The sequence below is a fragment of the Pseudomonas sp. RA_35y_Pfl2_P32 genome (genome assembly GCF_963970735.1).
Classification (GTDB): Bacteria; Pseudomonadota; Gammaproteobacteria; order Pseudomonadales; family Pseudomonadaceae; genus Aquipseudomonas.
Window position 1 is genome coordinate 1 of the sequence record NZ_CAXAQF010000208.1, and the last position, 520, is coordinate 520.

The window sequence follows — 520 nt, forward strand, 5'->3', positions numbered from 1 at the left end:
GATCGAAGCCGAGATGCGCCGCATCATCGGCAAGGACGAGCCGCTGATCCGCGAAGTGTGGAGCCGTGCCGATCTGATCGCGCGCTGGACCGCGCAGGGCGAGAGCTTCAAGGCCGAATGGGCCGCCGAACTGCCCGAGGGCGAGGAACTGACGGTCTACAAGGCCGGCAAGGGTGACGACGCGTGGCTCGACATGTGCCGCGGGCCGCATCTGGCCTCGACCGGCAAGCTTGATCCGCAGGCGTTCAAGCTGACGCGTGTGTCGGGCGCTTATTGGCGCGGTGACCAGAAGAATGCGATGCTCAGCCGCATTTACGGCACCGGCTGGCTGAACAAGAAGCAGCTCGATGCGCATCTGACGATGCTCGAGGAAGCGGCCAAGCGCGACCATCGCAAGATCGGCCAGGAAATGGACCTGTTCCATCTCCAGTCCGAAGCGCAAGGCAGCGTGTTCTGGCACCCCAAGGGCTATATGCTGTGGCGTCAGTTGGAGGCCTATATGCGCCGCCGGCTCGACGCG

1 pseudogene is annotated in these 520 nt (G+C 64.2%); it reads left to right on the forward strand.

Features of this window, described 5'->3' with window-relative positions:
- Positions 1–13 precede the first annotated feature (13 nt).
- Positions 14–520, forward strand: a pseudogene (locus tag AACY45_RS27900) (threonine--tRNA ligase); the annotation flags it as partial.